The sequence below is a fragment of the Nonomuraea sp. C10 genome, assembly GCF_008017515.1.
Taxonomy (GTDB): Bacteria; Actinomycetota; Actinomycetes; order Streptosporangiales; family Streptosporangiaceae; genus Nonomuraea; species Nonomuraea ferruginea.
In genome coordinates this window covers 1,790,757-1,814,375 of record NZ_VPFF01000003.1, presented here as the reverse complement: position 1 = coordinate 1,814,375, position 23,619 = coordinate 1,790,757, and the positions used below count along the sequence as shown (strand labels likewise).

The 23,619-nt window shown below is 70.6% G+C and carries 26 protein-coding genes; 18 read left to right on the top strand and 8 right to left on the bottom strand.

Translation table 11 applies throughout. The features are described from left to right. The first annotated feature begins 141 nt into the window (after positions 1-141). The 8 genes from FR742_RS40360 (at position 142) to FR742_RS40325 (ending at position 8,829) form a co-directional block, all read left to right on the top strand. The gene (locus FR742_RS40360; RefSeq protein ID WP_187281598.1) at positions 142-963 is read left to right on the top strand and encodes an AfsR/SARP family transcriptional regulator; all 822 of its coding nucleotides are present in this window, start codon (positions 142-144) and stop codon (positions 961-963) included. Between the two features lie 826 nt (positions 964-1,789). After that, the gene (locus FR742_RS40355) at positions 1,790-2,707 is read left to right on the top strand and encodes a hypothetical protein (protein WP_148036461.1); all 918 of its coding nucleotides are present in this window, start codon (positions 1,790-1,792) and stop codon (positions 2,705-2,707) included. A gap of 9 nt (positions 2,708-2,716) precedes the next feature. Then, positions 2,717-3,607 (top strand): NAD(P)-dependent oxidoreductase, encoded by an 891-nt coding sequence (locus tag FR742_RS40350; protein ID WP_148036460.1) that lies wholly within the window; start codon positions 2,717-2,719, stop codon positions 3,605-3,607. Positions 3,608-3,662: 55 nt separating this feature from the next. Then, positions 3,663-4,322 carry a polysaccharide deacetylase family protein gene (locus FR742_RS40345; protein ID WP_148036459.1) on the top strand — a complete coding sequence of 220 codons (660 nt, stop codon included), beginning with the start codon at positions 3,663-3,665 and terminating at the stop codon, positions 4,320-4,322. Continuing rightward, positions 4,322-5,230, top strand: coding sequence for a glycosyltransferase family 2 protein (locus FR742_RS40340; protein ID WP_148036458.1), 909 nt, complete (start codon positions 4,322-4,324; stop codon positions 5,228-5,230). Before FR742_RS40345 ends, FR742_RS40340 begins: the two co-directional genes overlap by 1 nt. Further along, on the top strand, positions 5,227-6,255 hold the full coding sequence (locus FR742_RS40335) for a GNAT family N-acetyltransferase (protein ID WP_261809044.1): 1,029 nt from the start codon (positions 5,227-5,229) through the stop codon (positions 6,253-6,255). Before FR742_RS40340 ends, FR742_RS40335 begins: the two co-directional genes overlap by 4 nt. A gap of 95 nt (positions 6,256-6,350) precedes the next feature. After that, positions 6,351-7,655: a nucleotide sugar dehydrogenase gene (locus FR742_RS40330; RefSeq protein WP_148036457.1), complete on the top strand. Its 1,305-nt coding sequence runs from the start codon at positions 6,351-6,353 to the stop codon at positions 7,653-7,655. Then, positions 7,645-8,829, top strand: a complete 1,185-nt coding sequence (locus FR742_RS40325) for a glycosyltransferase family 4 protein (RefSeq protein WP_148036456.1) — start codon at positions 7,645-7,647, stop codon at positions 8,827-8,829. Before FR742_RS40330 ends, FR742_RS40325 begins: the two co-directional genes overlap by 11 nt. An 11-nt stretch (positions 8,830-8,840) precedes the next feature. Here FR742_RS40325 and FR742_RS40320 read toward each other — a convergent pair whose 3' ends face one another. Further along, positions 8,841-9,677: a glycosyltransferase family 2 protein gene (locus tag FR742_RS40320; protein WP_148036455.1), complete on the bottom strand. Its 837-nt coding sequence runs from the start codon at positions 9,675-9,677 to the stop codon at positions 8,841-8,843. Positions 9,678-9,709: 32 nt separating this feature from the next. Between FR742_RS40320 and FR742_RS40315 the strand changes: the two genes are divergently transcribed. Both FR742_RS40315 and FR742_RS40310 read left to right on the top strand, forming a co-directional pair. Beyond that, a complete protein-coding gene (locus FR742_RS40315; protein WP_261809117.1) occupies positions 9,710-10,252 on the top strand; it encodes a dTDP-4-dehydrorhamnose 3,5-epimerase family protein in 543 nt (180 codons plus the stop codon). A gap of 12 nt (positions 10,253-10,264) precedes the next feature. Beyond that, entirely contained in the window at positions 10,265-11,194 is a 930-nt protein-coding gene (locus FR742_RS40310; protein WP_148036453.1) for a hypothetical protein, read from the top strand. On the opposite strand, the gene FR742_RS40305 is transcribed toward FR742_RS40310, so the two are convergent. From FR742_RS40305 to FR742_RS46260, 3 genes are all read right to left on the bottom strand, one after another. Continuing rightward, positions 11,143-12,510: an O-antigen ligase gene (locus FR742_RS40305; protein ID WP_148036452.1), complete on the bottom strand. Its 1,368-nt coding sequence runs from the start codon at positions 12,508-12,510 to the stop codon at positions 11,143-11,145. The two genes, FR742_RS40310 and FR742_RS40305, sit on opposite strands and share 52 nt — an antisense overlap. Continuing rightward, complete coding sequence (locus FR742_RS40300; protein WP_148036451.1) at positions 12,507-13,214, bottom strand: hypothetical protein; 708 nt, start codon at positions 13,212-13,214, stop codon at positions 12,507-12,509. Before FR742_RS40300 ends, FR742_RS40305 begins: the two co-directional genes overlap by 4 nt. A gap of 88 nt (positions 13,215-13,302) precedes the next feature. After that, entirely contained in the window at positions 13,303-14,139 is an 837-nt protein-coding gene (locus tag FR742_RS46260; protein ID WP_261809043.1) for a LuxR C-terminal-related transcriptional regulator, read from the bottom strand. Positions 14,140-14,272: 133 nt separating this feature from the next. Between FR742_RS46260 and FR742_RS40290 the strand changes: the two genes are divergently transcribed. Continuing rightward, positions 14,273-15,073, top strand: a complete 801-nt coding sequence (locus FR742_RS40290) for an SDR family NAD(P)-dependent oxidoreductase (protein ID WP_222709271.1) — start codon at positions 14,273-14,275, stop codon at positions 15,071-15,073. Positions 15,074-15,110: 37 nt separating this feature from the next. Here the strand turns inward: FR742_RS40290 and FR742_RS46255 are convergent, their stop codons facing one another. The 3 genes from FR742_RS46255 to FR742_RS40280 all read right to left on the bottom strand — a co-directional run bounded on the left by FR742_RS46255 (position 15,111) and on the right by FR742_RS40280 (position 16,522). Then, positions 15,111-15,242 carry a hypothetical protein gene (locus tag FR742_RS46255; protein WP_261809042.1) on the bottom strand — a complete coding sequence of 44 codons (132 nt, stop codon included), beginning with the start codon at positions 15,240-15,242 and terminating at the stop codon, positions 15,111-15,113. Between the two features lie 243 nt (positions 15,243-15,485). Continuing rightward, complete coding sequence (locus tag FR742_RS40285) at positions 15,486-15,710, bottom strand: DUF397 domain-containing protein (RefSeq protein WP_148036450.1); 225 nt, start codon at positions 15,708-15,710, stop codon at positions 15,486-15,488. After that, the gene (locus FR742_RS40280) at positions 15,692-16,522 is read right to left on the bottom strand and encodes a helix-turn-helix transcriptional regulator (RefSeq protein ID WP_187281597.1); all 831 of its coding nucleotides are present in this window, start codon (positions 16,520-16,522) and stop codon (positions 15,692-15,694) included. The genes FR742_RS40285 and FR742_RS40280 overlap by 19 nt, the downstream gene beginning before the upstream one ends. A 180-nt stretch (positions 16,523-16,702) precedes the next feature. Between FR742_RS40280 and FR742_RS40275 the strand changes: the two genes are divergently transcribed. The 7 genes from FR742_RS40275 (at position 16,703) to FR742_RS40240 (ending at position 22,564) form a co-directional block, all read left to right on the top strand. After that, a complete protein-coding gene (locus tag FR742_RS40275; protein ID WP_148036448.1) occupies positions 16,703-17,287 on the top strand; it encodes an anti-sigma regulatory factor in 585 nt (194 codons plus the stop codon). Between the two features lie 375 nt (positions 17,288-17,662). Next, positions 17,663-17,908 (top strand): hypothetical protein, encoded by a 246-nt coding sequence (locus FR742_RS40265; protein WP_148036446.1) that lies wholly within the window; start codon positions 17,663-17,665, stop codon positions 17,906-17,908. Then, positions 17,905-18,294 (top strand): type II toxin-antitoxin system VapC family toxin, encoded by a 390-nt coding sequence (locus FR742_RS40260; protein WP_148036445.1) that lies wholly within the window; start codon positions 17,905-17,907, stop codon positions 18,292-18,294. The genes FR742_RS40265 and FR742_RS40260 overlap by 4 nt, the downstream gene beginning before the upstream one ends. A gap of 218 nt (positions 18,295-18,512) precedes the next feature. Further along, the gene (locus tag FR742_RS40255) at positions 18,513-19,037 is read left to right on the top strand and encodes a hypothetical protein (protein WP_222709270.1); all 525 of its coding nucleotides are present in this window, start codon (positions 18,513-18,515) and stop codon (positions 19,035-19,037) included. A gap of 10 nt (positions 19,038-19,047) precedes the next feature. Then, on the top strand, positions 19,048-20,700 hold the full coding sequence (gene rmuC / locus FR742_RS40250) for a DNA recombination protein RmuC (protein ID WP_148036444.1): 1,653 nt from the start codon (positions 19,048-19,050) through the stop codon (positions 20,698-20,700). Positions 20,701-20,810: 110 nt separating this feature from the next. Beyond that, entirely contained in the window at positions 20,811-21,695 is an 885-nt protein-coding gene (locus FR742_RS40245; RefSeq protein WP_148036443.1) for a DUF6492 family protein, read from the top strand. Further along, positions 21,692-22,564: a DUF6492 family protein gene (locus FR742_RS40240; RefSeq protein ID WP_148036442.1), complete on the top strand. Its 873-nt coding sequence runs from the start codon at positions 21,692-21,694 to the stop codon at positions 22,562-22,564. Before FR742_RS40245 ends, FR742_RS40240 begins: the two co-directional genes overlap by 4 nt. Here the strand turns inward: FR742_RS40240 and FR742_RS40235 are convergent. Further along, complete coding sequence (locus tag FR742_RS40235) at positions 22,543-23,574, bottom strand: hypothetical protein (protein ID WP_148036441.1); 1,032 nt, start codon at positions 23,572-23,574, stop codon at positions 22,543-22,545. The two genes, FR742_RS40240 and FR742_RS40235, sit on opposite strands and share 22 nt — an antisense overlap. Positions 23,575-23,619: the final 45 nt, after the last annotated feature.

Below are 23,619 nucleotides of genomic sequence, written 5' to 3'. Positions count from 1 at the left end.
AATCCGTCGTCGGCAAGCCCCGAGTGTGCGGACGGCGGGTTTCACTCGGGTTTCAAGGAGGTTTCCCGCAAAACAGGCAAGGTGACGGCAAGTGTTGGCTCTATAACTGAGGGATCGGGAACGGCACGGGAAGGGGAGCCCATGCAGTTCGGAATTCTGGGTGCGCTGGAGGTGGTCTCGCAAGGCCAGCGCTTACCCGTGCGCTCCGCCAAGCAGCGCACCCTCCTGGCCCTGCTGCTCTGCCATCGGGGCCGGGTGGTGCGCAGCGACGCGCTGATCGACGCGCTCTGGGGCGGGGAGGCCGCGGACGCCGGGCATCGGCGGCTGCGGCTGCAGCTCTTCCGGCTCAGGCGGACTCTCGGGCCGGAGGCGGAGATCGTCCACGACTCGGCCGGTTACCTGCTGCGGGTGCCACCGGGCGCGGTGGACGCGTGGCGCTTCGAGGAGCTGGTCAAGGAGGGGCGGCAGGCGTTCAAGAGCGGTGACGTGGGCAAGGGCGGCGAGCTGCTGCGGGCGGCGCTGGGGCTGTGGCGCGGGCAGGCGCTGTCGGGGCTGGACGACCTGCCGCTCCTGCACGCCCAGGCCACCCGGCTGGAGGAGGAGCGGCTGGCCGCGCTCGCCGACCGGGTGGACGCCGACCTGCGGCTGCACCGGCACGCCGACCTCGTCGGGGAGCTCACCGGGCTGGTCCGTGAACATCCGCTGCGGGAACGGTTCCGCGGTCAGTTGATGCTCGCCCTGTACCGGGCTGGGCGGCAGGCGGAGGCGCTGGAGGTCTACCGCGACGGGTGGCACATCCTCACCAACGACCTCGGCCTGGAACCGTCGCCCGAACTGCGCCGGCTGGAGGCGGCGATCCTCACCAGCGACGCCTCCCTCACCCTCACCCGCGCCGACCACCACCACCGTCCCACCCGCCGCCCCACCTCAGGCTGCCCCCACTGCGCCCGCCGCCCCCGCTGACCCACCACAAGGGGGAAACCCCCGGTACGGCGCTTCCCCCACAGCCACCTCCTCTGGATCCGGCACGGTACGACGCTTCCACCACAGCCGCCTCCTCCGGATCCAGCGAGGCGTGACGTGAGCGGGATACCGGTGCAACGCCCCACAACCGCCCCCGCTCGCGCTCCCCTCGCCGAGCGTGGGCTTCCACCGAACCCCTCAGTCGCTCACACCGCAACAGTGACCCCCACCGGAGCGGTCCAGGGGGATCTGGCGCGAGCCCTCCACAACCGCCTCCGGCGGAGCGGTGAGGCGAGGTGGGGCGGGGCGGGAAATGGGTGCCATCCGGCGCGAACTCCCCCACGGTCACCCGCCAGGGCGGTGCGGTGGAGCGTGGGTGAGATCGCGTGGGCTTCACCACAACCGCCTCCGCTGGAGCGGTGGGAGGCGGGAGGTGCGCGGGGTCCAAGGCGGGCCCTCAACCACCTCCAACGGAACGGCGTGGGGGAGATTTCGCGCGAGCTCCCCACGGACGCCTCAGCCGGAGTAGCGGGGCGAGGAGTCCGGCGCGAGCCGCCGCCACCACCTCCACCGGAGCAGCGGGGTGGGATGGAAATGGGCGCTATCCGGCGTGAACTCCCGCACGGCGAGCCGCTGGTGAGGTGCGGTGGGGCCTTGGTGCAATCTGGCGCGAGCCCCGCAACCGCCTTCACCGGAGCGGCGGGGCGTGCGCGGGATCCGGCGCGAGCCGCCGCAACCGCATCCGCCGGGGTGGTGGGGGATCTGGTGTGGGGGGTGGGTCTCGGGTGAGGATGCCGGGGTGAAGGTGTGGTGGGGGGTTGGCGCGGTGGGGGTTGTCGCGCTGGTGGTGATCGTCGTGGTGCTGGCGGGTGGGCAGGGGCGGGAGAAGCCGCTGGAGGGGGCGGGGGTGAGCGACGGAGCGGTGGTGACGGAGGGGGAGACCGGGGCTGGGCGATGGGTGCCGGATGGGTTTCCGGATGCGGGTAGTACGGGGGTGCCGGTGGGGACGGAGCTTGTGGTGGTGGCTGGGGATCGGACGTTCGCCGTGGACGGTGAGGTGGTGGAGGGCAGGGAGTTCCGTGGGTTCGTGACGGTGACCGGGCGGGGTGTCACGTTCAGGAAGTGCCGGTTTCTCGGGGGGAAGGCCGACAGGGTGCGGCCGCTGCTCGACACCGAGCATGCTCGGGACACGGTGATCGAGGACTCGGAGTTCCGGCCGGCTCACCCGTCTCCGTCGGTCGACGGCATCTGGGCCGCGCACACCAGCATCCTCAGGTCGGAGTTCACCGGCACCGTGGACGGGATCAAGGCGCACACGGGCACCCTCGTCCGCGACTCCTACATCCACGACCTGAGCTGGTTCCCCGAGGACCCAGACCAGGGCGGCGGCCCGACCCACAACGACGGCGTCCAGGCGTTCGCCGACCAGACCGGCGTCACGCTGGAGCACAACACGATCGACCTGTCCACCACCCGCGACCCCAACGCCGCCGTCCAGTCCTCGGCCGACGACCTGCGCGTGGAGGACAACTACCTGGACGGCGGCGCGTGCGTGGTGAACATCGACCACACGCCGCTCGGCCGCCCGCTGCGCGGTCAGCACGTCACCGGCAACCGGTTCGGCCGGGCGTCCGCGTACGACTGCCCGATCCTGCTCAGCACCGCGTCGGAGCTGGCGGACGGCGGCGGCAACGTGTGGCACGACACCGGCGGGCCGATCCCCGAACCCGAACGGCACGACTAGGAGGCGCACATGTGGGAAGGCACGCCGGCGCTGGTCACGGGCGCGACGGGGTTCATCGGCGCGCACCTGGTCAGGCGGCTGGCGGAGCTGGGGGCGCGGGTGCACGCGGTCAGCCGCCGCCCGCCGGACGTCTCCGGGCACGGCGAGCGCTGGCACGCCGCCGACCTGGGCGACCCGGCCGCCACCGCGAAGCTGGTCGCGGAGACCGCCCCCGAGGTGGTCTTCCACCTGGCCAGCGAGGTGACCGGGGTGCGGGAGCCGGGCGTCGTGGCGCCCACGCTCGCGGCCAACCTCACCGCCGCGGTCAACCTGCTCACCGCCGTCACCGGCTCCCCCGTACGCAGCGTGGTGCTCGCCGGGTCGGTGGAGGAGCCGCGCGACGGCCTCGCGCCCGGCTCACCGTACGCCGCCGCCAAGGCGGCGGCCACCGGTTACGCCCGCATGTTCCACGCGCTCTGGCAGGTGCCGGTGTCGGTGCTGCGGGTGGCGATGGTGTACGGGCCGGGCCAGCGGGAGACGTCCAGGCTGATCCCGTACGCGACGCTGGAGCTGCTGCGCGGCCGCGACCCGGAGCTGACCTCGGGCACCAGGATGGTGACCTGGGTGTACGTGGAGGACGTGGTGGACGCGTTCGTGCTGGCCGGGGCGGGCGGGGCGGCCGGCGAGGTGCTCGACGTCGGCACGGCCGAGCCGGTCTCCATCCGCGACACCGTGGAGCTGCTCGCCCGGGTGGTGGGCGGCGCGGCGCGGCCCCGGTTCGGCGCGGTCGCGGCCCGGCCGCTGGACCGGACGCAGCGCTCCGACCCGGGCCCGGCGGAGCGGGTGCTGGGCTGGCGACCGGCCACGGAGCTGGAGGAAGGACTGCGCCGTACCGTCGCTTGGTACGCAGAAAGTCTGTAACGCCGCATCTCGGACGCCGATATCCCTCCTGGCGACTACTGACGCAGGGGGCGGGATGCGTGCGGTGACCAACCTGACCGTGCACGGCATCGGCCGCACCACCCGCGAGCTGGACCCGGGCGAGGGAGACACCTGGGTGAGCGTGGCCCAGTTCGAGCAGGTGGTGGACGCCGTGGCGGGCCGGCCCGACGTGCGGCTCACGTTCGACGACGGGAACCTGTCCGACGTGGAGATCGCGTTGCCCAGGCTGGTCGAGCGGGGGTTGAAGGCCGAGTTCTTCGTGCTGGCCGGGCTGCTCGGCGAGCCGGGCCGGCTGGACTCCGACGGGGTGCGCGAGCTGCTCGGCGCGGGCATGCGCATCGGCTCGCACGGCTGGGCGCACCGCGACTGGCGCACCCTGGGCACGCGGGAGGCGGCCGAGGAGCTGTCGGCCGCGCACCACCTGCTCGGGCAGCTCGTCGGCGAGCCGGTGTCGCGGGTGGCGATCCCGTTCGGCTCCTACGACCGGCTGGTGCTGAACCGGCTCAGGCGCATGGGCGTGACCCGCGCGTACACCAGTGACGGCGGACGCGCCCGGCCGGGCTCCTGGCTGCAGCCGCGCACCAGCCTCCGCCACGACCTGGACCGCGGCTGGATCGCGCGGGTGCTGGGCGGCCCGTCGCTCCCCCGACGGGCGGCCAAGCTCGCCACGCGGCTCTACAAGCGGATGCGCTGATGGGCCGGGTCGCCGTGGTGATCGTCACCTACAACAGCGCCGGCGTGCTCGGCGGCTGCCTGGACTCGCTCGCCGCCGGGGCCGAGGGCGTGGAGCTCGTGGACGTGGTGGTGGCCGACAACGCCTCGAAGGACGGCTCCGTCGCGGTCGCCGAGCGGGCCGGGCCGCCGGTCAGGGTGGTGCAGACCGGCAGGAACGCGGGCTACGCGGCGGCGGTCAACGCCGGGATCGCGGCGCTCGACCTGGACGCGGTCGACGGCGTGTACGTGCTCAACCCCGACTGCCGGCTGCGGCCCGGGGCCGTCGCGCCGCTGCTGGCGTGCCTGCGCGAGCCGGGCCGGGGCATCGCGGTGCCGTACATGGTCAACCCGGACGGCTCGCTCCAGCCGTCGCTGCGCAGGCGGCCGACCGTGGGGCGGGCGCTGGTGGAGGCGGTGATCGGCGGCAGCCTGGCGGGCCGCGTCGGGCGGCTGGGCGAGCTGGTGACGGACCCGCGCGACTACGCGCGGCCGGGGGCGTACGCCTGGGCGACGGGGGCGGCCATGCTGATCTCGCCTCGGGTGATCCGCGAGGCGGGGCCCTGGGACGAGTCGTTCCTGCTCTACAGCGAGGAGACGGACTTCTGCCTGCGCGCCGCCGACCTGGGCTGGACCACCTGGTACGAGCCCGCGTCGGTCATCGAGCACATCGGCGGCGACTCGGGGATCGACCCCACGCTGGCCGCCCTGCTGGTGGTCAACAAGGTGCGCCTGTACCGGCGGCGGCACGGGCCGCTGGCCGGGCTGGCCTACTACCTGGCGGTGCTGGGCGGCGAGTCCGTGCGCGCGCTCGCGGGCCGGCGCACCTCGCGCGCCTCCGTCGCGGCCCTGGTGCGGCCGTCGCGCCGGATGACGGCGCTGCCGCAATGAGCCGCGCTCCGGCCATGCGGACCGTGCCGTTCGACGGGCTCTCCGCCGCCGAGCTCGACGCCTGGCACGCGCTGCGGGCCGCCAACCCCGCGCTGGACAGCCCGTACTTCCATCCCGGCTTCGCCGCCGCCGTGCACGCGAGCGGGCGGCCCGTGCACGTGGCCGTGAGCACGGGCGACGGCGGGATCGACGCGCTGGTGCCGCACCACCGCGACGGGCGGGTGCTGCGGCCGGCCGGCTGGCCGGGCGCGGACTTCCAGGGGCCGGTGCTCGCCGCCGGGACGCCGTTCCGGCCGCTCGGGCTGCTCTCCAGGGGGACCGCCGCATACGTGTTCGACCACCTGGTGGAGGCGGCGCCCGGGTTCGGGCCGTGGGTGCTGGGGCGCAGGCCGTCGCCGTACCTGGACGTCACCGGCGGGCTGCCCGGCTACCTGGGGCGGGCCTCGCGCAGCGGCAGGGACAACATGAACCAGGCGCGTCGCCGGGCCGCGAAGGCCGAGCGCGAGCACGGCACCGTGAAGTTCGAGGCCGACTCGCGGGACCGGGACGCGCTCGCGCTGGTGATCGCGCTCAAGCGGGCGCAGTACGCGGCCACCGGCGCGGCCGACTACTTCGCCGAGCCGGACCGGGTGCGGCTGCTGGAGAGCCTGCTGGGCGCCCGCGACGGGTCGTTCGGCGGGGTGCTGTCGACGCTGCACGCCGGGCCCCGGCTGGTGGCCGCGCACTTCGGGCTGCGCGCGGGCGGGGTGCTGCACTGGTGGTTCCCGGTGTACGACCCGGAGTTCGCCCGGCTGTCACCCGGCTGGATGCTGCTGCGCGAGCTGGTCGCCGCCGCGCCCACGCTCGGTGTGGACCGGATCGACCTCGGCCGGGGTGAGGACGAGTACAAGCGCCGGGCCAAGACCGGCGAGACCTGGGTGTGCCAGGGGTTGGTGACGCGGAATCCGGCGCGGCGGGCCGCGGCGGTGGCGATGACCCGGGCACGGGCGATGGTGAGATCTGTCCGAACTCGGACACATCCGTAACGTTCCAACGGACATCCCCGACATATCCGGTGGAGGCGGGGAAGATCGCGAACGTCCTCTGCACGGTCCAGCACGCTCTTCAAGCGGGGGAAGCCATGCGGATCAGCGTCTTCGGGCTCGGCTACGTGGGGTGCGTGTCGGCGGCGTGCCTGGCCTCGATGGGCCACGAGGTCGTGGGCGTGGACGTCAACCCCGCCAAGATCGAGCTGGTCAACGGCGGCCGGGCGCCGATCGTCGAGGAACGCATCGGCGAGCTGGTCGAGCGGGCGGTGCGGGAGGGCAGGCTGCGCGCCACCTCGGACGCCGCCGCGGCGGTCGGGTCCAGCGACCTCTCCCTCGTCTGCGTCGGCACCCCGTCCGCGCCGAACGGCAGCCTGTCGACCACCTACCTGGAGCGGGTCGCCGAGCAGATCGGCCGGGCGCTGCGACCCGGGCACGTCGTGGTCTTCCGCAGCACCATGCTGCCGGGCACCTGCGCCGAGCTGCTGATCCCGATCCTGGAGCTGTCCTCCGGGCTGCGGGCGGGCGCGGACTTCGGGGTGGCGGTCAACCCGGAGTTCCTGCGCGAGGGGACGAGCGTGCGCGACTTCTTCGCGCCGCCGAAGACGGTGATCGGGGAGTCGGATCCGGCCAGCGGGGACGTGGTGGCCGGGCTGTACCAGGGGCTGCCGGGCGAGGTGTTCAGGGTGCCGATCCCGGTGGCCGAGATGACGAAATATGCGGACAACGCCTTCCATGCTGTCAAGATCGGTTTCGCCAACGAGCTGGGCGCGGTCTGCCAGGCACTCGGCGTGGACTCGTACCAGGTCATGGACGTGTTCCTGGCCGACAGGAAGCTCAACATCAGCCCGGCCTACCTGCGGCCCGGGTTCGCGTTCGGCGGCTCCTGCCTGCCCAAGGACCTGCGCGGCCTGGTGTACGCGGCGCGCAAGGCGGACGTGTCGGTGCCGCTGCTGTCGCACGTGCTGCCCGCCAACGAGGCGCACCTGCGGCGGGCCTTCGACCTGGTCACCGCGCCGGGGCTGCGCAAGGTCGGGCTGTTCGGGCTGTCGTTCAAGCCGGGCACCGACGACCTGCGCGAGAGCCCGCTGGTGGAGCTGGCCGAACGACTCCTCGGCAAGGGCTACGACCTGCGCATCTATGACGCCAACGTGTCGATGTCGCGGCTGATGGGGGCCAACCGCGAGTACATCGCCGAGCGGCTGCCGCACCTGGGCGACCTGCTCGCCGACTCGGTGGCCGAGGTGCTGGACCACGCGGAGGTGTGCGTGATCGGCAGCACGGATCCGGCCGTGCTGGACGGGCTGGACGGCTTCCGCGGCAAGGTGATCGACCTCGTGCGCGTGCCCGGAGCCGCGACACACCGGGACAGAAGGGATTACGTGGGCATTGGCTGGTAGAGCGCTCATCCTCGTCGAGAACCTCTCCGTCCCGCTCGACCGCCGCGTCTGGCAGGAGAGCGTCGCGTTACGCGAGGCGGGCTGGGAGGTGCACGTCATCTGCCCGATGGGCGCCAAGCAGGACCGCGAGGCCGAGGCGGTGATCGACGGCGTGCGCATCCACCGCTACCCGCTCCGCGCCGCCACCGGCGGACCCGTCGGCTACCTGCGCGAGTACGGGTCGGCGCTGTGGCACACCTTCCGCATCGCCCGCCGGCTCGGGCGCTTCGACGTGGTGCACGGGTGCAACCCGCCCGACCTGTTCTTCCTGGTGGCGCTGGCCATGCGAGGCAAGGGCACCCGGTTCGTGTTCGACCAGCACGACCTGGTGCCCGAGCTGTACCTGTCGCGCTTCGGCCGGGGGCGCGACCTGCTGTACCGGGCCGTGTGCCTGCTGGAGCGGCGCACGTACCGGGCCGCGCACGTGGTGATCGCCACCAACGAGAGCTACCGGCAGGTGGCGCTGTCGCGCGGCGGCAAGCTGCCCGGCGAGGTGTTCGTGGTGCGCAGCGCGCCCGTCGTGGAGCGGTTCCACCAGGTGCCCGCCGAGCCCGGGCTGCGCCGCGGCAAGCCGTACCTGCTGTGCTACCTCGGCGTGATGGGGCCGCAGGACGGGGTCGACTACGCGCTGCGCAGCCTGGCGCGGCTCCGCGACGAGCACGGGCGGACCGACTGGCACGCGGTGTTCGTCGGCGGCGGCGACACCTTCGACGCGATGGTGGCGCTCTCCCGCGAGCTGGGGCTGGGCGAGGCCGTCGAGTTCACCGGGCGGATCCCGGACTCGGACCTGATGCGTTATCTGTCGACGGCCGACGTCTGCCTGTCGCCGGACCCGTTGAATCCGCTCAACGACGTCTCCACCATGAACAAGGTCATGGAGTACATGGCGATGGCCCGGCCGATCGTCTCCTTCGAGCTGCGGGAGGCGCGGGTGTCGGCGGGCGAGGCGGCCCTGTACGCGCCGGCCAACGACGAGTCGGAGTTCGCCAAGCTCATCGCGCGGCTGCTGGACGACCCTTCCGAACGACGCCGCATGGGCGAGATCGGCAGGGAGCGCGTGACGGGGCCGCTGTCGTGGACCCACTCCAAGAAGGCCCTCCTCGCGGCCTACGAAGCCGCCACGGACCCCCGGTGACCCCTGCCGTGCTACGCGGGTTGCCCGCTTCGGGTGCCGGTGTCCGTACCCCAGGTCGTCTTCCCGCCTCTCAGGAGGGTGAGGGCGCGGTCGGCGGCGAGGACCGCCAGGTAGCAGGCGGCGTCGAGGGCGCTCACCTCGCGGGCGGCGAGGAGGTCGCGCAGGGCTCCGGCGCGCAGCGAGCGGGCCTGCAGGCCGAGGCGGGCGAGCTGCCGGTTGCCCTGCCTGACCCGCACCCGGCGGGCCAGGTGGGCGCGGACCGTGCGGGCGGGCCGGACGACCGACCTGGCCTCGGTCACCACCACGCGCTCGTCGCCGGTGAAGGAGCCGTCCACGTAGCCGTCGTCGGAGATCACGTCGGGCAGCGGGAACACCCGCCGGTGTCCCTCCTCGGTCAGCACGTAGACCCCCACCCCGGCCAGCGCCCGGGACGGCGCGATCAGCCGGTCGTGCACCCGGTGCACCCGCCGGACGACCCGCCCCGTCCCCGCCAGGTCCCACTCGGGCACCGGCGCGCAGGCCAGCACCCCCGGCCTGGACGCCGCCCCGGCCAGCGCGCGCACCGACTTCGCGTCCAGCCGCACGTCCGCGTCCAGGTAGACGCGCGGGAAGGCGCGGCAGGCGTCGTCACCCAGGCGCAGCGCCTCCACCTTGCCCGGTCGCGAGGTCTCCAGCACCCGCACGCCCGGCCGGGCGGCGGCCCGCGCGGTGCCGTCCGTGCAGGCGTTGGCCACCACGATCACGTCGAACTCGCCGGGCCCGGTCCCCGCCAGCAACGTGTCCAGGTTCGCCGCGATCACGCCCGCCTCGTCGTGGGCCGGGATCACCACGCTGACCGTCGGCTTCATCACACCGCCTTTCGGAAGGAGACAGCTTGAGAGTGGAATCGGGCGAGATCGACGGGGTTCTGCTGTTCAGGCCGGTGCCGCACCGGGACCGGCGCGGCCTGTTCACCCGGACGTTCGACGCCGCCGTGGCCGCCGAGGCGGGGCTGAAGCCGGAGACGTTCATCCAGGACAGCCAGTCGAGGTCGGTCCGCGGCACCGTCAGAGGGCTGCACGGGCGCGGTGGGCAGGGTGAGGCCAAGCTGGTGCGCTGCGCCCGGGGCGCGATCCACGACGTGCTGGTGGACGCCCGGCCCGGCTCGCCGACCTTCGGCAGGCGGATGGCGGTGCGGCTGGACGACGAGGACTTCACCGTCCTGTACGTGCCGCCCGGGCTGCTGCACGGCTTCCAGGCGCTGACGGAGCCCGCCGACACCTGCTACCGCATCGACCGCGAGCACGACCCCGCGGAGGATCTCGCGGTCCGGTACGACGATCCGGATCTCAAGATAGCGTGGCCCCTGCCGGTGACCGAAGTGAGCGACCGCGACCTGCGCGCGGGCTCCTGGGCCGACCTGTCGCGCCGGCTCGGCGGCTGAGAGGTGATGCCCGTGAGCGCCCACCCCACCACACCGGTTCCGGGCTGTGCGGCCGTCGTGGTCATCTCGATGGTGGTGCTGCTGGCGGCATGTCAGGCGGAGCCGCGGCCCACGGTCGCGCCGCCGGCGCCCAGTCCGTCGGCGTCGATCGTCAGGCCCGACGGCAGTTCCTGCCCCGACCATCCCACGCCGGCCTGTACGGGCGCGCCGAAGGGTGTCCGGCTGACCGAGGTCCCGCTCAACACCGAGGACGTCGCGTACAAGGTCCAGACACCGGGGGCCGTGCTCGACGGCGTGCACATCCGCGGCCCCCTGCTCGTCCACGCGGACGACGTCACCATCAAGAACAGCGTCATCGACGGGCACGTCACCAACGCCGACGGCGACCGTTCGTTCCGGTTCACGATCACGGACACCACCGTCGGCACCACGAGGACCTGCGGCCCGCTGCCCGCGATCGGCCACGACAAGTACACCGCCACCCGCGTGCTCGTCCAGGGCCACAGCGACGGCTTCCGCGTCTCCGGTGACGCCGTGGACATCCGCGACTCGTACGTGAAACTCTGCTCGAACCCCGGCGACCACTCCGACGGCATCCAGGCCTACAACGGCGGCAAGGGCCTGACCTTCCACCACAACACCGTCGACCAGCGCGAGGCCGAGCACATCACCGCGCCGATCTTCCTGGTGGACGAGAAGTCCGAGGACGTCGTGGTCACCGGCAACCTGGTGATGGGCGGCACGTTCAGCATCCAGGTGCGCAACGCGCGCGGCAAGCAGGTGGTGCGCGGCAACAAGCTCGTCGACAAGTCGTGGGTGTACGGCCCGGTCGACTCCGAGTGCGGCCGTGCCGACTGGGCCGGGAACGAACTGGTGACCATCGACGCGAACTATCGGGTCACCTCGATCGTCGGCCCGCTGGCCTGCGAGGGCGCGAGCTGATCGGCGCGTACCGCGCGCAGCAGCGCGCCCGCCGCGCCGACCAGGAGGAACGAGATCCCCGTCACGGTGTGGAACGACAGCAGGTCGAACGTGAACGACCCGGCCAGCGGCACCACCAGGCAGGCGGCCACGGTGAGCCCGAGGTCGCGGGTGACAGCGTCGGCGCTGAGGAAACGCGACCGCAGCGCCGCGTAGCACGCGACGAGGAACAGCCCGGCGAACGCCGCCGTGCCGATCAGCCCGGTCTCCACCATGGACAGGATGTACTGGTTGTCGAAGATCTGGTGCTTGGGCGCATACCAGGTGCCGAGCCCGCGGCCGAGCCAGAAGTGGCGGCTGATCTGCTGCGCGGCGACCGCGTAGTCGTGGGTGCGGTACTGGATGCTCTCGTCGTTGCCGAGGTCGGTGAACAGGCCGACGAACGTGCCCAGCAGCCCCGGCACGGCTATGCGGACCGCCACCAGGAACCCGGCCGCCGCCACCAGCGCCTGGAGCCGCCGCCTGACCGGCCAGCCCGCGAACAGCACCACGCCCACCACGGCCAGGCTGAGCATCGCCGAGCGGGACACCGAGAACATCAGCCCGCACCCGATCAGCAGCGCGCACACCCACCAGCGCAGCGCCGGCTCCCGGAGCGCCCGCGCCCGCACGCCGTAGTGCACGGCCAGCGGCAGCAGCATCGCGCAGGTGACGCCGAACTCGATCGGATGCCCGGTGGTGGCGGCCACCCGCCGCAGGTCGGCCCGCTCCAGCACGAACGCGTCGCCCTCGGTCGTGTAGCGCAGGATCGGCAGCTCCATGAACCGGGTCAGGTCGACCGAGAACAGGAACTGGAGCGCGCCGATCACCGCGATCACCGCGCCGGCCACGACGAGCGTCTTCAGCACGAAGTCCAGCCGCCGCAGCCCGCGCACCCCGTCACAGACGGTCAGCGCCAGCCCGACGATCGCCACCACGAGCACGAACGAGTGGTCGGCCAGGTTGAGCTCGTCCGACTCCATCGGGCCGGCCGTGGCGAAGCCGTACGTGGCGAGCATGGCGGTGAAGTAGGCGAACAGCGCGGTACGTACCGGATTACGCCCCTTGGCCGCCCCGAGCGCGAGCGTGAGCTGCGCGCACAGCCACAGCAGCGCGGCCACCAGGCTGACCACGTTCGCGGGCGTGAGCGACAACGGCAGGTACTTCAGCACCAGCCGCGCGGGCACCACCAGCAGCACGAAGGCGAACACCGCCGCCACCGTCGCCCCATCCGCGCGCCCGTCGCGGTCGGGCGGTCCGAGGGCGGGGTCGGCCGTCCTGTCCCGCGTTTCCGTCACGGTCCTGCCTTCTCGGCGCCGACCAGTTCCCTCTCCTCGGGCTGGGGGCCGGGACGGCGGCGGCGGAGCGGGGCCGCCAGGCTCTCCGCCGCGAAGGCCGCCGTCAGGGCGGCGATCACGCCGAGACCGAGGGCCGCCGCCGCCGAGCGGAGCTTCCTGCCCTGCTGGGGCGCGGGCGTGGTCGGCGGCACCGCCTCGCTGATCGTGATGTACGTCTCCGGCGGCGCGTGCACCTGCCGCTGCCGCACGTCGAGCTCCTGCCTGACCCGCTCGATCACCTGCCGGACGATGGCCGCGGACGCCTCCGGCGTGCGACTCTCCCCCTCGACGAACACCAGCGGCCCGGTCGCCAGCGACTCCAGGTTGTTGGTGCCGTTGGTGACCGCGTACTCGGTGTCGCCCTCGGCCGTGCCCATGTCGGCCACCATGTCCGGCGTGCTCATCACGCTGATCAGCATCGAGGCGGCCACGTCCAGCCCGTGGTCGAAGTTGAGCAGCGGGTTGACCTCGGGCACGGGCTGGTCGGGGTCGGGTGGCAGGATCCCGCCGGTGGTCGGCGCGGTCAGCACGAGCACGGCGGTGGTGGTGTAGGTGACCGGGATCGTGGTGTAGGCATAGAAGGCGCCGCCGAGGGCCAGCAGAAAAGCCGGCAGGGCCACGTACCAGCGTCTGATCAGGACGAGGATGGTCCCCCAGAAGTCCACACGCCCTCCCTCCCCCTGAGATGTCGGACGTACGGGGGTGGAGCGTTACAGGAACCGTTCCTTGAACCACAGCCGCAGTTGTTGCCACTCATCCTGGTTCATCAGCCGGCGCGGTGCCGTTTCTCACTCCACCGGTGCCTGCCCACTCCCGCCAGCGAGCGGCGAGATGAACGCGGCTGGCGCAGCCGGTCCCGTCCAGTACCCGGGTGAGATGCTTTTTGACGGTATCGACTCCGACGAACAGCCGGTCGGCGATCTGCCGGTTGGTCAGGCCCTGAGCGGCGAGCCGGGCCACCTCCCACTCCCGGCGCGTCAAGTGCCAGTCGGTGCGGAAGGCCGTCCGCTCGCGGTGACGTCTCAACTGCTCGACGGCCAGCGGGGCGAGATGGCGCCGCAGCGCCCGCAGCACCGCCAGGTCTCGAGCGGACACGTGCGGGCTGTCGCGCACCGCCATGCCGACGTAGAGCACCCCCGCCGGTCCGCCGTCGATCACGGCGCCGACCTTGCCGGTGATTCCGTACGGCCGCAAGAACCGCTCGGCGTACTCGTGATCCGGAGCCACCTCGTTCAAAGTGACCACCCCGGCGGCCATCAGCAGCCGGTGAGCCCGCTCTGTGCGGAACGGGTCAGCGTCTGCCCAGCGGGCGGCGTAGTCGTCAAGAAAACGTCGAGAGTAACCGCCCTGAACACCGCAGCCGCCTTCCACGGCCTCCCGCAGGGTGCCCCCGTGCAGGACCGCGATCCCGGCATAACCGAACCAACTCTGCAGGGCCCGCGCCAGGCGTTCCTGGAACACCCGCAGATCCGTCGCCCGGTCGACCGCCTCCACCACGCCGACCAGCCGCCGATAGTCGGCGACCGCCATCGGTTCCCCGACCGGCAATGAGCGGGGTATGGGATGCGGTTTGTCGAGCGCGTCTGCCACGAGTCGATTTTCCACCTTTGGGCCATATCGGCGGTAGCGGGGTGAGGCCATCGTCATCACTGTGCCTCGGGCAACCGGCCGGAGGCGCCGAGAAAGGATCACAGTGAGCACAGCTCAGAACCCTCGCCGATGGTTGATCACCGGCGCCAACAGCGGCCTGGGAGCCGCCTTGACCCGGGCCGCGCTCGCGGCCGGCGACGTGGTGGTCGCCGCGGTCCGCCGCCCTCAGGCCATGGCCGAGGTAGCAGCCGAGCACCCGGGCCGGGTGACGGTCGCCGAACTGGACGTGCGCGACGCCGCCGCCTGCGGACGCGCGGTCGAGGCCGCCGGCCGTATCGATGTGCTCGTCAACAACGCCGGCTACGGAATTGTGGGCGCGATCGAAGAGACCACTGAGGAGGAGCTCCGCGACGCGTTCGAGGTGATGTTCCACGCCCCACTGCGACTGACCCGATTGGCACTGCGTCAGATGCGCGAGCGGGGCAGCGGGGCGATCATCCAGGTCAGCAGCATGGGTGGGCTGCTGTCCTTCGCCGGTGTCGGCGCCTACTGCGCGGCGAAGGGGGCGTTGGAACAGGCCAGCGAAGCGCTCGCAGCTGAGGTCCGGCCATTCGGGATCAACGTCATCATCGTCGAACCGGGAGCCTTCCGAACCGGGTTCGCCGGTCCGGCGCTTCACCTGAGCGAGTTGATCCCCGGGTACGAGGACACGGTCGGATTGACGCGGTCCTCGTTGACGACTTCTCACGGGAACCAGCCCGGCGATCCGGATAAGGCCGCCCGCGCCGTCCTGACCGTGCTCGACCTGCCGAAGCCTCCGCTGCGGCTGGCGCTGGGCGACGACGCGATCTCCGCCATCCAGGCGAAGCTCACCGCGGTGGCCATGGATCTGGATGCCACCGCCCACCTCGGCCACGCCACCGCTTTGGCATGACGAACAGGACACAGCGAAACGTGGGTGCGCTTCGACGTCACAGCGGAAAGCAGATGATCGCCGACCACCTGATCCGCTCGACGAACACCGGCGGCCCGGTCGCCGGCGACTCCAGGTCGTTGGTGCCGTTGGTGACCTTGTACGCGGTGTCGCCTTCGGCCGTGCCCATGGGCTGACCTGTCGACGCGACTCTCGTGCCTCTGCGGTGTGTCAAGTCAGGCCCAAGGACGATCAGGAGGGACGGCAGATATCGTTCCCGCCGTCATATGCCGCCTGCCGGTTGGGCGCTTGGTCGATGGTGTAACAAGCGCCTGACTACCGGAAACGGTGAGGCGCTTGCGAATGCGATATGAAAACGACCCATATCCCTCAAAGGGGATGACAGAAGTCTCGCTGTCCGAGGGCAGTCAGGCTATGCGTCGAACTCGCCGAGCTTGACACCGCTGAGGAAGGCTCGCCACTCACCCGGGGTGAAGACGAGCGCGGGGCCGTTCGGGTTCTTGCTGTCACGCACGGCGATGATTCCGGGGATATTGCTGGCGATCTCGATGCAGTTTCCGCCGTTGTCGCCGCTGTGGGAACTCTTCCTCCATGCCGCCCGCTGGAGGTCCGCATGGATCAGGTCTTGAGCTTCCATTGGTCTCGGGCTTCCTCGATCATCTCTAGAGACTGTCCGGGACGGTAAGCCTCTGCTCGTAGTTTGTCATATCTATCCCAGATCAGCGCAACGAAGTCGTGTTCAGCTGATACCTCGCCTCTACCTGCGGAGTCCACCGATACAGCCGTGGGGCTGTCCAGTAGCTCAGCGATGATGAAGCTGGACAGCAGGCCGGTAGTACACGGAGTGTCGAAGGGGACGACTTGTACCGTGATGTAGGGGCGGTCGGCAACGGCAAGGAGATGCTCCAGTTGCGCGGTCATGACGAGCGGACCCCCGACAGGGCGACGAAGCACCGACTCATCAATGAGGACCCACAGTGTGGGCGGTGCTTCGGTGTCGAGGATGAGCTGGCGGTGCATGCGAGCGCTGACGCCATCCTCAACGCTTCGGTCTGAGATCCCCGCGAGACCGCCCCGAAAGACTGCCCTGGCGTAGTCCTCGGACTGGAGCAGGCCAGGGATCAGGAGGGGATCCCAGCTTCTGAGAACACGGGCCGAGGGCTCGATCTCGTCCGTCCATCGGAGGTACCAGCCTGGCCCGGACGGAGATGTGATGCTGCGGCACAGGCGGGCGAAGCGGTCGCCTGTGCCGAACACCTGGTCACAGCCCGCGGCGAAATCCGGTTTCGGCTTGCGATCCCCTTTTTCGATATGCGCGACGAGGGATGACGAGCAGTCCAAGCGCTTGCCAAGAGTCGACTGCGTCAGTTCGTGCTCCCTACGTGTGCGGGCTAGCTCTCTGCCGAAGCGCTGAACTGGTGTTAGACGCGGATCAAGGTCGTTGCCCATGACCATCCCCTCACCCGTATCCCCGGCATCTTGACGGGTGCTGACAGATGTTGACGACGAGCCCCATTTGAAGGAGGTTTTTGGGACTCGATTGTGCACCGATTTCTTCTACAAGATGAGTCTTCACCTGGGCAGACTGAAAGTCAAAGGTTTCCGCCCGATCTCTGACCATGACAGGAAATGGACAACCGCAACGCTGCAGACGGAAATTTGGTGACATACCTAGAGCGGGAGCAAATCGACATTTCTAGAAAAGGGATAAAAATGTACGGAAAAGCTTCCTTGTTCGGCGAGATCGTGCCGGGAGTCGCGCAATCGGCGAAGGCCGCTGTGGCGGAGCGTTCCGGCTCTGTCGGGCGGAGCATGGTCTGGCGGCTTCGGGATGACGCCCGTGCGGTCGGTGATGCCCGTGACCTGGTCCGGCGCGCGCTCCTGCTGGTCGGTCTGGGGCGGGATCTGGTTGACGACGCCGTGCTGATGGTCAGCGAGCTGGTCACGAACGCGGTTCTGTACGGTGACGCGCCGTACGAGCTGGTGGTACGGGTCGATCCGGCCGAAGTGGTGTGCATGGTGGTCGATGCCGGAGCCGTTCGCCCGGTGCGCCGGGGTACGGATGCTCAAGCCGAGCACTGGCGGGGCCTGCTGATCGTGGCGGAGCTGTCGGCCGGGCTGTACGGCTGCGTTCCGCAGGGGTTCGCCACGTGCCCTGGGCTGGCGGGCAAGGCGACCTGGTTCGCGCTGCCCCGTACGGCAGGCCGACGATGAGCCGGGCACCGGACCCGTTGGAGGAGTATCACGGCCTTCACGTGGCTCCTCCCCAGGAAGGTCATGAACGGATCGCCTGGGCGAGCCCCGCTGCCCGGTGTGTCCGGTTCCGGGTTCGGCGGCACACGTGCAGTGGTTGCGCACCCTGTTACGAGGTCTGCGTCGCGGGCGGGCTCTCGTTCGTCCGGAGATCCGCCGATGGCGTGGTCCATGAGACGGTGTGGACGTTGACGGCGGAGACGGAACGGATCTGGGGCGCCCTACTCAGGGGCGAGGCCCGTTGAACGGCAAAGGCCCATCGGCGCGAGCAAGGCTCGGTCACCGGTTACGCTGAAGGTGCAACACAGGCGTCGCAGCAGAGGGAGTCGAGCGACGGTGAGCGTGGACCTCGAACACGAGCCCCTTCATGACCTCGCCCGCCGGGTCATCCGGTTGGCCGAGGAAACCCAGCACGCTGCTCAAGTGCTCGAACGCCGTCTGGATGCGCTGGAACGCCGCTCCGAAGCCGCCGGCAGAGCCGAACGTATCCTGAGCATTGCCGCTGACATGCGAACCCGCCTCGGTCGTGACCGACTGTCCGTTGAAGATCTGTACGATCCGGACACTGGCCTTCCCGCATGATCATCGATTCCAGCGCCATCATTGCCGTCATCAACGGTGAGCCAGAGGCCACCCAATTCGCCCACGCCATCGCCGCAGCCGTGTGTCGCATCTCGGCTGTCAACTACGTCGAAGCGGCCATCGTGGCGGACAACCGCGGTGAGGCCATGCGCAACGCCTTCGACACACTCGTCGACGAGATGAGTCTCATCATCGAGCCCGTAACACCCAATCAGGCCAGGATTGCGCGCCGGGCGTACCAGATCTATGGCAAGGGCAACAACTCCAAGGCCAAGCTCAACATGGGCGACTGTTTCGCCTACGCTCTCGCCAAAGACCTCGACCAGCCCCTGCTGTTCAAAGGCGAGGATTTCCCGCACACCGACATCACCCCCGCACATCCCTGACGGTCAACCAATCCTCTTGCTCACGGGTGACCACGGGGGCACTGCTCGAAAGCCGCTGGCGGATCCTCAAGCACATCACCACTGCTCTCGATTTATTCACGTAGTAAATGTTGACAAGTTGGGTTATCGGAACGAATTTAGCGCTCGTCAAGCAGCCTGAGAAACAGTTCTCTCGTCAATCACTTCGGGCTCGAAGTCCGACCGCGAGAGGACTCGACATGACCAACCAGAGCCCCGGCACAAGCTCCTATCCGGAGCCGCCGTACCCACAGCCCTGGATGCAGGCCAACGCACCGATCTATCCGCCACAGCCGACACGTCGCGGCCGCCGGTGGCTCACCTACAGCCTGACCGCGTTCGTTTCTCTGCTCCTCGGGATCGTCATCGGCTCGAGCGACGAGGCGGGGACCAGCGCCGCTGGGCCACGTCCCACCGTCACGGTGACCGAGATAGCGGACACCGCGCCCGCGGACGTCGAACCGGGCCAGACGGCGGAGACCGGCCCCCTGTCCACCGCCCCCGGTGACGGCCAGTACCTCGTCGGTGAGGACATCAAGCCCGGCACGTACAAGACCTCGGGCACCGACAGCTTCACCTGCTACTGGGCGCGTTTGAAGGACGCCTCAGGGGAGTTCGGCGCCATCATCGCCAACGGCAACGTCAGCGGCCAGACGAGGGTGACCCTCAAGAAGGGTGAGTACTTCGAGACCAAGGGCTGCCAGGACTGGAAGCGGGTGGGCTGACGTGCTGTCCATGACTCCCGCGTACCTCGTCGTGCTGGCGCTCGTGCTGACGCTGGTCAGCGCCACGATCGCGTACTTGATCGCCCGCAGCCGCGCCACCGCCGACCGCACCGCTCTGAAGATCGCCGAGGAACGGCGGAATCAGGCCAGCGAGCGTGCGGATGCCCTGCTCGCGGAGCGGGACATGGCGCGGCGGCAGCTCGCCGAGCTGGGGCAGGCCCACACCGCCGCGCTGACCGAGCGCCGTGGGTTGGACGAACAGCTCGGCAGGCTCTCCGCCGAGCTGGACGCGGTTCGGAACGGCTTTCAGAGGAGGGAAGCCGATGCCCGGCGCCTGCAGCTGATGCTCGAGGCGGAACAGGGCGAGAAAGCGGAGACCGGACGCCGGCTTCGCGAGGCCGAGGTCTCGATCGCGGCCTCGGCGGGCAGGGAGACGGAACTGCGCACGGAGATCCAAGCCCTCAGGGCGCAGATCAACGAGCTGACCATGCAGAAGCAGGCTCTGCTGGAGCAGGCGGCGTCGGTGCATGCCGTCCGCCAGGAGCTCGACCAGACGCGCGCGGACAACAACCAGCTCCTGGAGAAGACCCTGCGCGCGACGGCGGCCGACATGCTGAAGAAGTCCCAGGACGAGTTGGTGACCAGGGCCGAAGCCACCTTGGGCGCGGTCAGCAAGCCGGTCCGCGAGCAGTTGACGGAGATGGACCGGCAGCTCAAGGAGTTCACCAACACTCGCGTCGCGGCCGAGGCCGCGCTCAACCAGCAGCTGAACACCCTGACGGAGGAGGGGCACCGCACCCGGAAAGAGACGCGTGCCCTGGTCGAGGCGCTCAAGAAGCCGCAAGTGCGCGGGCAGTGGGGCGAGATGCACCTCAAAAGGGCCGTGGAGCTGGCGGGGCTCGTCGAACACTGTGACTTCGACACCCAGGTGCACTTCGCCGGTGACGAGAGCGCGGTCCGACCCGACCTGGTGGTCCGCCTGGCCGGCCGCAAGCACGTCGTCGTGGACGCCAAGGTCCCGATGGCCGCGTTCATGGCCGCGGTCGAGGCCGTCGAGGACGCCGAGGTGGACAAGCACTGGGCTGACCACGCCCGTCATCTGCGCAAGCATGTGGACGCCCTCGGCGGCAAGGAGTACTTCCGGCAGGTCGCCGCTTCGCCGGAGTTCGTCGTGCTGTTCGTGCCCAGTGACGCCTTTCTTCAGCCGGCCTTGGAGAAGGACCCGTCCCTCCAGGAGTACGCGATCTCCAAGAACGTGCTGATCGCGACGCCGACCTCCCTGATCGGTCTGCTCCGGACCGTCGCGTTCGCGTGGACCCAAGCCGCGCTGCAGGACAACCTGAAGCAGGTGTACGAGCTCGGCCGGGAACTGTACGACCGGCTGTCGGTCATGGGCGGGCACCTGAACGCCCTGGGCAAGTCCCTCGACCGGTCGGTCAAGTCCTACAACGACACCATCGGCTCGATGGAGGGACGGGTCATGATCACGGCACGCAAGTTCCGAACGCTCAAGGTCGTCGAGAGTGACCTGGTCGAACTCAAGGGCGCCGAGCAGGCCACGCGGCCGCTCGGGACTCCGGAACTGGTGGCGTCGGCCAACGCCGAATCGGCGGTCCGAGCGCTCCCGCCGACACCGGGTCCAGAAGACGCCGTCGCCGGTTGACACCGCGCAGCGCGAGCCGGGGTGGAGCGTTGCAGAAACCCCTGTAACACCCCACAAACCCCCGCGATATGGATAAGAGGGGCGTTTCACGGGGGACTGGAGAGGTCTTCATGAGCGATTTGGCCGTCGTCACGCCCACCTACCGGCCCGACGCCGACCTCTTCGCCCACCTGCACCGCTCGGTCCTGGAGCACACCCCCGGCGGCACCGTCCACCACGTGGTCGTGCCCGCCTCGGACCGCGCCCTGTTCGCCGGGTATGCGGGGCCGCGCTGCCGGGTGTGGACGTACCCGGAGATCCTCCCCCGCCGCATCACCCACCTGCCCGGCACCGCGCTCTGGATCGACCCGGCGCGGCCGTGGCCGCCGCTGCGCGGCTGGGTCGTCCAGCAGGCGGCGAAGATCGCCGTGACGGCCCGGCTGGACGCGCGGGTGGTGCTGGTCGCCGACTCCGACGTGGTCCTGGTCCGCGACGCCGGGCCCGAGCACTTCGTCCGCGACGGCCAGACCGTCCTGTACCGGGCCGACGGCGCCGTGCACGACGGCATGCCCGAGCACGTCACCTGGCACCGCGCCGCCCGTGACCTGCTCGGCCTGCCCGGCACCGCCACCCCGCCGCTGCCCGACTACGTCAGCTCGCTGGCCTGCTGGGACCCGGCCGTGGTGCGCGCCATGATCGCGCGGATCGAGGAGGCCACCGGCCGCGACTGGCTGGTCGCCTTCACGGCCCACCTGCGGGTGTCGGAGTTCATCGTGTACGGGGTCTTCGTCGACGAGGTGCTGAAGACGTCGCCGCCCGGCGACACCGCGATGTGCCACAGCCGGTGGGACCGCACCCCGCTCGACCACGCCGGCGCCGTGGCCTTCGCCGAACGGCTGGGACCCCGGGCGATCGGCATGATGATCTCCGCCAAGTCGCGGACCCCCGTGGCGGCGCGTCTGGCCGCCATCCAGCGCTGCGCCCAGGTCACCGGACTCGATGGGAGCCCCCCTTGAGCAAGCTGGCGGTCATCACGCCGTCCTACGCCCAAGACGCCGAACTGTTCGCCCTCCTGCACCGGTCGGTGCTGGAGCACACCTCCGAGGACACCATCCACCACGTGTTCGTGCCGCCCGGCGACAAGGAGCTGTTCGCCCCGTACCAGGGGCCGCGCTGCCACGTGTGGGTCCGCTCCGAACTGCTGCCCCGCCGCTACCTGCGGATGCCCGGCACGGACGTGTACGTCAACTCCCGCCGCCCGTGGCCGCCTTTGCGCGGCTGGGTGATGCAGCAGACCGTCAAGATCGCCGCCGCCGGGCTGATCGACGCCGACGCCATGCTCATCGTCGACTCCGACGCCGTGCTGGTACGGCCGACCGACGCGACGTCGTTCACCCGGGACGGCCGGCTGTGCCTGTACCGCCTCGAAGAAGGCGTCACCGCCTCGATGGAGCGGCACGTGCTCTGGCACCACGTCGCGCGCGAGCTGCTGGGGCTGCCGCCACCGCCGCCGCCCCCGCTGCCCGACTACGTGACCGCGCTGACGTTCTGGGACCCGCACATCGTGCGCGCCATGCAGCGGCGCATCACCGAGGTGACGGGACGGGACTGGCTGGACGCCTTCAACTCCCGGCTGCACATCTCCGAGTTCATCCTGTACGGGGTCTTCGTGGACGAGGTGCTGAAGGCGGCGCCGCCGGTGAACACCTCGATCTGCCATCTGAGCTACAACCACGAGCCGTGGGACGAGGCGACGGCGCTGGCCTTCGCCGACCGGCTGGGGGCCGACGCGGTGGGGATGATGATCTCGGCCAAGTCGAACACGCCCATGGAGTCCAGGCTGGCGGCGATCCGGCGGTGCGCTCAGGTGGTGGAGTCGGGCTGACCCTCGCGGGTCACCACCTCGATCGGCCCGGTGTCCCCGCCGACGACCCGGAACTGCTGGGTGTCGCCGACGTCCTCGGCCTCGCCGGAAGCCTCGGCCTTGCCGGAAGCTTTGGCCGGGAGGGGGTCGCCTCCCAAGCTCAGCTCCTCCACCGTAAGGGGGAAGGCCGGGAGCGTGGTCCGTTCAAGGGGCGTTCCGTTGCGGCGCGGTTCGGTCCCCGCCCCGATTCCGTCGCCGGCGGAGTGACCGCTTCCGGTGGCCGCGGAGCCCTTTGGAGAGGCGACACCTACCGCCGCGAGCGCGCCCGTGGCGCCCTCAGGAGAGGCGACGCCCCTCTCGGGGGCCTGCAGGCGGAGGCGGGAGGGGACGCCGAGCCGGGTGATCGCGAAGGCCAGGGCCAGGCCGAGCGTGACGCCGGCGAAGGCGCCGCCGGCGGCGGCCATCAGGCGGCCCTGGACGATGGGCTTGGGCACGGAGGCGGGCATGACGTCGAGGATGCCGATGTGCGTGCTGATCGGCGCGTCCAGGGCCACCTGCCGCTCGGCCAGCTCCAGCTTGACCCGCTGCTGCGCCTTGGCCATGACCTCCCTGACCACCCGCGGCGAGGTGCTCTCCACCTCGACGTACACGAACGGCCCGTTGGTGCTGATGCCCAGCAGGTCGGGGTTGGTGCGCCCGTCGTTGATCGTGAGGGAGGTCGGCCCGTCCTCGGCGACCCCGAGTGAGGCCGCGACCTCGGGCGTGTTCGTGGCCAGGATGAGGATGCCGGCGGTGGTCCGGAGCGCGTCGTTGAACTGCAGGAGCGGGTTGGTCAGCCCCGGCTTGGACTCGGGCAGGGTCTCCAGCGTGCCGCCGCTGGCGGGCACGGTGAGCACCATGGACGCGGTCGACACGTACCGGTCCGGGACCAGGAGCCAGCCGGCCAGGGCCAGCAGGACGGCCGCCACCACGACCGGGGGCCCGACGGACTTCCTCAGGGCCAGGCCGACAACGGTCTTCCAAAAGCCCACTACATCCGCCCCCGTCGCATATAACGGTACAAAGAGGAAATCGCA

Coding starts and splice junctions, on each gene's coding strand:
- FR742_RS40360 (WP_187281598.1), top strand. CDS start 142: ATGCAGTTCGGAATTCTGGGTGCGCTGGAGGTGGTCTCGCAAGGCCAG.
- FR742_RS40350 (WP_148036460.1), top strand. CDS start 2,717: ATGTGGGAAGGCACGCCGGCGCTGGTCACGGGCGCGACGGGGTTCATC.
- FR742_RS40345 (WP_148036459.1), top strand. CDS start 3,663: ATGCGTGCGGTGACCAACCTGACCGTGCACGGCATCGGCCGCACCACC.
- FR742_RS40340 (WP_148036458.1), top strand. CDS start 4,322: ATGGGCCGGGTCGCCGTGGTGATCGTCACCTACAACAGCGCCGGCGTG.
- FR742_RS40335 (WP_261809044.1), top strand. CDS start 5,227: ATGAGCCGCGCTCCGGCCATGCGGACCGTGCCGTTCGACGGGCTCTCC.
- FR742_RS40330 (WP_148036457.1), top strand. CDS start 6,351: ATGCGGATCAGCGTCTTCGGGCTCGGCTACGTGGGGTGCGTGTCGGCG.
- FR742_RS40320 (WP_148036455.1), bottom strand. CDS start 9,677: ATGAAGCCGACGGTCAGCGTGGTGATCCCGGCCCACGACGAGGCGGGC.
- FR742_RS46255 (WP_261809042.1), bottom strand. CDS start 15,242: ATGGGCACGGCCGAAGGCGACACCGCGTACAAGGTCACCAACGGCACC.
- FR742_RS40285 (WP_148036450.1), bottom strand. CDS start 15,710: ATGGAAGCTCAAGACCTGATCCATGCGGACCTCCAGCGGGCGGCATGG.
- FR742_RS40280 (WP_187281597.1), bottom strand. CDS start 16,522: ATGGGCAACGACCTTGATCCGCGTCTAACACCAGTTCAGCGCTTCGGC.
- FR742_RS40275 (WP_148036448.1), top strand. CDS start 16,703: ATGGACAACCGCAACGCTGCAGACGGAAATTTGGTGACATACCTAGAG.
- FR742_RS40260 (WP_148036445.1), top strand. CDS start 17,905: ATGATCATCGATTCCAGCGCCATCATTGCCGTCATCAACGGTGAGCCA.
- FR742_RS40255 (WP_222709270.1), top strand. CDS start 18,513: ATGACCAACCAGAGCCCCGGCACAAGCTCCTATCCGGAGCCGCCGTAC.
- rmuC (WP_148036444.1), top strand. CDS start 19,048: ATGACTCCCGCGTACCTCGTCGTGCTGGCGCTCGTGCTGACGCTGGTC.
- FR742_RS40245 (WP_148036443.1), top strand. CDS start 20,811: ATGAGCGATTTGGCCGTCGTCACGCCCACCTACCGGCCCGACGCCGAC.